5 protein-coding genes are annotated in these 3,836 nt (G+C 33.3%); all 5 read left to right on the forward strand.

All coding sequences use genetic code 11. The features are described from left to right. Positions 1–128: 128 nt before the first annotated feature. The 5 genes from ribC (at position 129) to ACKI67_RS03455 (ending at position 3,740) form a co-directional block, all read left to right on the forward strand. Complete coding sequence (gene ribC, locus ACKI67_RS03435) at positions 129–587, forward strand: riboflavin synthase (RefSeq protein WP_407461993.1); 459 nt, start codon at positions 129–131, stop codon at positions 585–587. Positions 588–632: 45 nt separating this feature from the next. Beyond that, on the forward strand, positions 633–1,340 hold the full coding sequence (locus ACKI67_RS03440; protein ID WP_407461994.1) for a glycosyltransferase family 2 protein: 708 nt from the start codon (positions 633–635) through the stop codon (positions 1,338–1,340). Between the two features lie 22 nt (positions 1,341–1,362). Next, complete coding sequence (locus tag ACKI67_RS03445; protein ID WP_407461997.1) at positions 1,363–1,743, forward strand: DUF2304 domain-containing protein; 381 nt, start codon at positions 1,363–1,365, stop codon at positions 1,741–1,743. A 69-nt stretch (positions 1,744–1,812) separates the two neighbouring features. Next, entirely contained in the window at positions 1,813–2,517 is a 705-nt protein-coding gene (locus ACKI67_RS03450; protein ID WP_407461995.1) for a (Fe-S)-binding protein, read from the forward strand. Then, on the forward strand, positions 2,514–3,740 hold the full coding sequence (locus ACKI67_RS03455; protein ID WP_407461996.1) for an LUD domain-containing protein: 1,227 nt from the start codon (positions 2,514–2,516) through the stop codon (positions 3,738–3,740). Before ACKI67_RS03450 ends, ACKI67_RS03455 begins: the two co-directional genes overlap by 4 nt. The last annotated feature ends 96 nt before the right edge of the window (positions 3,741–3,836 follow it).

Genomic DNA, 3,836 nt, shown 5'->3' on the forward strand with positions numbered 1-3,836 from the left:
ATATATAATTAAAAACATAGTTAGTAATGTATTAAAATATAAAGATAAGTTATTATCAAATGTATTATTAAAATTATTAATTTAAACTTTAATTAAATTTTTTAAATAAATGTTTATCGGTGAGTAAAATGAGAATAGGAATTGCAGATACTACATTTGCTCGTTATGATATGGGTGCTGCAGCAATAGATGAATTAAAGAAGAATGCTTCAGATTTACAGATTATTCGCGTAACTGTTCCTGGTGTTAAAGATCTTCCAGTTGCAAGTAAGAAGCTTATTGAAGAGGAAGATTGTGAGATTGTTATGGCCTTGGGAATGCCTGGACCAATGGAAAAGGATAAGATGTGTGCTCATGAAGCTTCAACAGGTTTAATTCGTGCTCAATTAATGACTAACACTCATATTTTAGAGGTTTTTGTTCACGAAGATGAAGAGGAAGACCCTAAGGAACTTAAAAAATTGGCAGACAATAGGGCTCGTGAACATGCACAGAATCTTATAAAGATGATGTTCCATCCAAAACTTATGAGAAAAGAAGCAGGAAAAGGAATGAGAGAAGGTAAAGAAGACGCAGGTCCTTTATAATTTAGATTATAATTAAAATTTTAATTATTCAAGATATTAGATAGTATGTCAAATCAAAATTCAGAAATCACTAAAGATGTTTACTTGGTTGTTCCAGCATTCAATGAGGAAAAGACCGTTTCCCAGATTATAGAAGGGATAGCTGAAAATGGATACAGAGTCATTCTGGTTAATGATGGGTCTAAAGACAACACTCTTAACTTAGTTATAGAGTCAAAAAAGAAATATCCTGATCAGATTTTTGTTGTTTCTCATGTAATCAATAGAGGATTAGGTGCTGCATTGAAAACCGGAATGGTTGTTGCCCTTAATAAGAATGCTAAATATATAGTTACATTCGATGCAGATGGACAGCATGAAATCGGTGATATTCCAAAGGTTTGCAAACCTCTGCAGGATGGAGAAGCGGATGTTGTTATTGGAGCAAGACCTTTTGAGGATATGCCTATCAGCAAAAGTTTTGCAAATCTAATCATGAATGCCCTAACATTCATTTTCTATGGAAGAAACGTTAAGGATTCACAATCTGGTCTAAGGGCTTTCACTGCTGAAGCTGCAGATAAGATAAACATCGTTTCAAGAGGATATGGTGTCTCATCTGAATTCATTAAAGAGATAAGCGATAAGGATTTGAGATTATCTGAAGTAACAATTACTACAATCTATACTCCTGAAACTCAAAACAAAGGTACAGACGCTATTGTCGGTTTAAGAATTTTAACAAAGATGGTGCTAGATTTATTCAGAATATAATTAAAGGGGAAGTGTTATTATTATAGGTCCATTTCGTACATATCAGGTTTTATTAATTATAGCAACTATAATGGTCATAATATTCTTCTATAGGAGATTGAGAGTTAAGAAAATCACTCCAGCCACATTTGCATTGTGGGTTCTAGTTTGTTTAATTGTAAATTTCTTTGCTTTTGCACCTAGATTCAGTGATCCACTTGCAGGGTTCTTTGGTTTTGGTAGAGGTTTAGACTTGCTTCTTGTTTTAGGATATGCCCTTCTCGTTTATGCAGTCTATAGATTATATGTAAAAATAGATGAGTTAAATAGGAATACGACTGAATTAGTAAGAGCTCTAGCTATTAAAGATGAAATTGAATTGAATGAAATTGAATTGAAAGATATTGATGAAAAAGAGGAATGATTCCTCAATTATTATTCTTTTTTATTTAAAATTAATTTAAGAATTTTTTTATTATTATAAGGTTAAACTATGTTATTATATTTTAGAGGATGCACAGCACGTGAAAAATTGAATTCAATCAGCAAAGCTACTGAAAGGATTTTAAAAATAGCAAAAATCGATTATGAAACTTTAGATGATGAACAGTGCTGTGGGTCTGTACTTCTTAGAACTGGTTTTTTAGACGATGCAATAGAGCAGATGAATGGTAATTTGAAAGATTTGGAAGGAAAAACCATTCTCACTTCATGTGCAGGCTGTTATAAGACATTAAAGGAAGATTATAAAAAATATCTTGGGGTTGACTTAAAAGTAATCCATATTTCCCAGCTATTGGAGCAATTGATTAAGGAAAATAAAATCCCTCTTAAACATAAGGATAATTTAAAAGTAACCTACCATGATTCCTGTCATTTGGGAAGACATGCAGGAGAATATGAAGCTCCCCGCAATGTAATAAATTCCATTTCCAATTTGGTTGAAATGGAAAACAATAAGGAAATGGCAAGGTGCTGCGGTTCTGGCGGTGGAGTGAAATCAGCTTATGGTGACTTATCAAATTCAATTGCTGAATTAAGAATTGATGAAGCTAAAGAAACTGATGCAGATTTGTTGGTGACTGCATGTCCATTTTGCAAATTGAACTTAAGTCAAAATTCCGAGAATTTAGATGTTTTGGACTTGTCTGAATTTGTTTTAGGCTATCTTGACTCTGAAGAGGAGGAGCTTAAATGAAGGAAGAGGAAAAGGAAACAATGAGAAAGATCTTCAAAGGATTGAAGGAAAGAATCGAACCTCTTACCAAATCTCCTAAAATTCAGGCTCTTCAAAAAAGGGTCATTGATATTAGAAAGGATGCAATAGACAACAATGCGGAATTGATAGCCATTGCTCAAGAAAGCTTTAAGGAGAATGATATTGATTGCTTTATAGCACATGATGATGAGGAAGCAAGACAAATCCTATTGGATCTTATTAATGAGGAAATAATTGCAAGCAATCTCAATGAGGATGAAGTTTACATTGCAAAATCCAAATCCAATACCTTGCGTGAGATAGATGCAAGTCAATTTTTAGAGAAAAAGGGCATGAAAATCATTGAAACAGATTTGGGAGACCGTATTTTACAATTGAAAAAAGTGGATAATGCTCCTGTTCATCCAACCGGCCCTGCATCTCATTTGAATGTTCATGATATAACAAAAATCGTTAATGAATCAATGAATCTGGATTTACCTGAAGTTCCAAGGGAAATCATGGAAGCTGTAAGGGCAGATGTCTTAAGTCTTTTAGATAAATCTGTTATTGGCATCAGCGGTTCCAATTCCATTGCTGCTGAAGATGGTGCATTTTTAACAGTGCATAATGAAGGTAACATCAGTCTTGTCCAAAACAAGAAACTTCATATAGTTGTTGCTGGAATCGATAAATTAGTGCCTTCTTTGGAGGATTCAGTTTCTGTTGCTAAATTGGAAACAGCATTTGCCATTGGAAAGCCATTGTCTTCTTATATCAATATTGTAGCAGGCCCATCCAAAACTGCAGACATTGAGAAAAAGCTTCTAAAGAATATGTATGGGGCTGAAAAAGTGGCAGTTATCCTGCTTGATAACGGCAGAAGCGAAGCTATTAAAGAGTGTTTGTGGTGTATTGGCTGTGGAAATTGTGTTGTAAACTGTCCTGTTTACAATGTAATGGGTAATGAATTTGGTTATCACAGTTATTTAGGTGGTCGTGGAGTTGCTATGAGCAAATACCTTAAGGATAATGAAACCAGTGTAGATTCCGGTTTATATATGTGTACATTATGTGGTATGTGCACTGAGAATTGTCCAGTTCTCACTCCTACATATGAGATAATTGAAGACCTTAGAAATTCAACTCAAAAAGAAGGGCTTTCAAAGGATCAACATAAGAAAATAAGGGATAATATCAAGGATAACGGGTCTCCTTATTAATTAATTTTTTAAAAAAAGAGATTCTTTATTTTTCTCTTTTCTATTTTTTATTCTATTTTTTTTCTATTTTTTTTTCTTATGATAATTTTTATCTAA

This window comes from Methanobrevibacter sp., assembly GCF_045577275.1.
Classification (GTDB): domain Archaea; phylum Methanobacteriota; class Methanobacteria; order Methanobacteriales; family Methanobacteriaceae; genus Methanobrevibacter.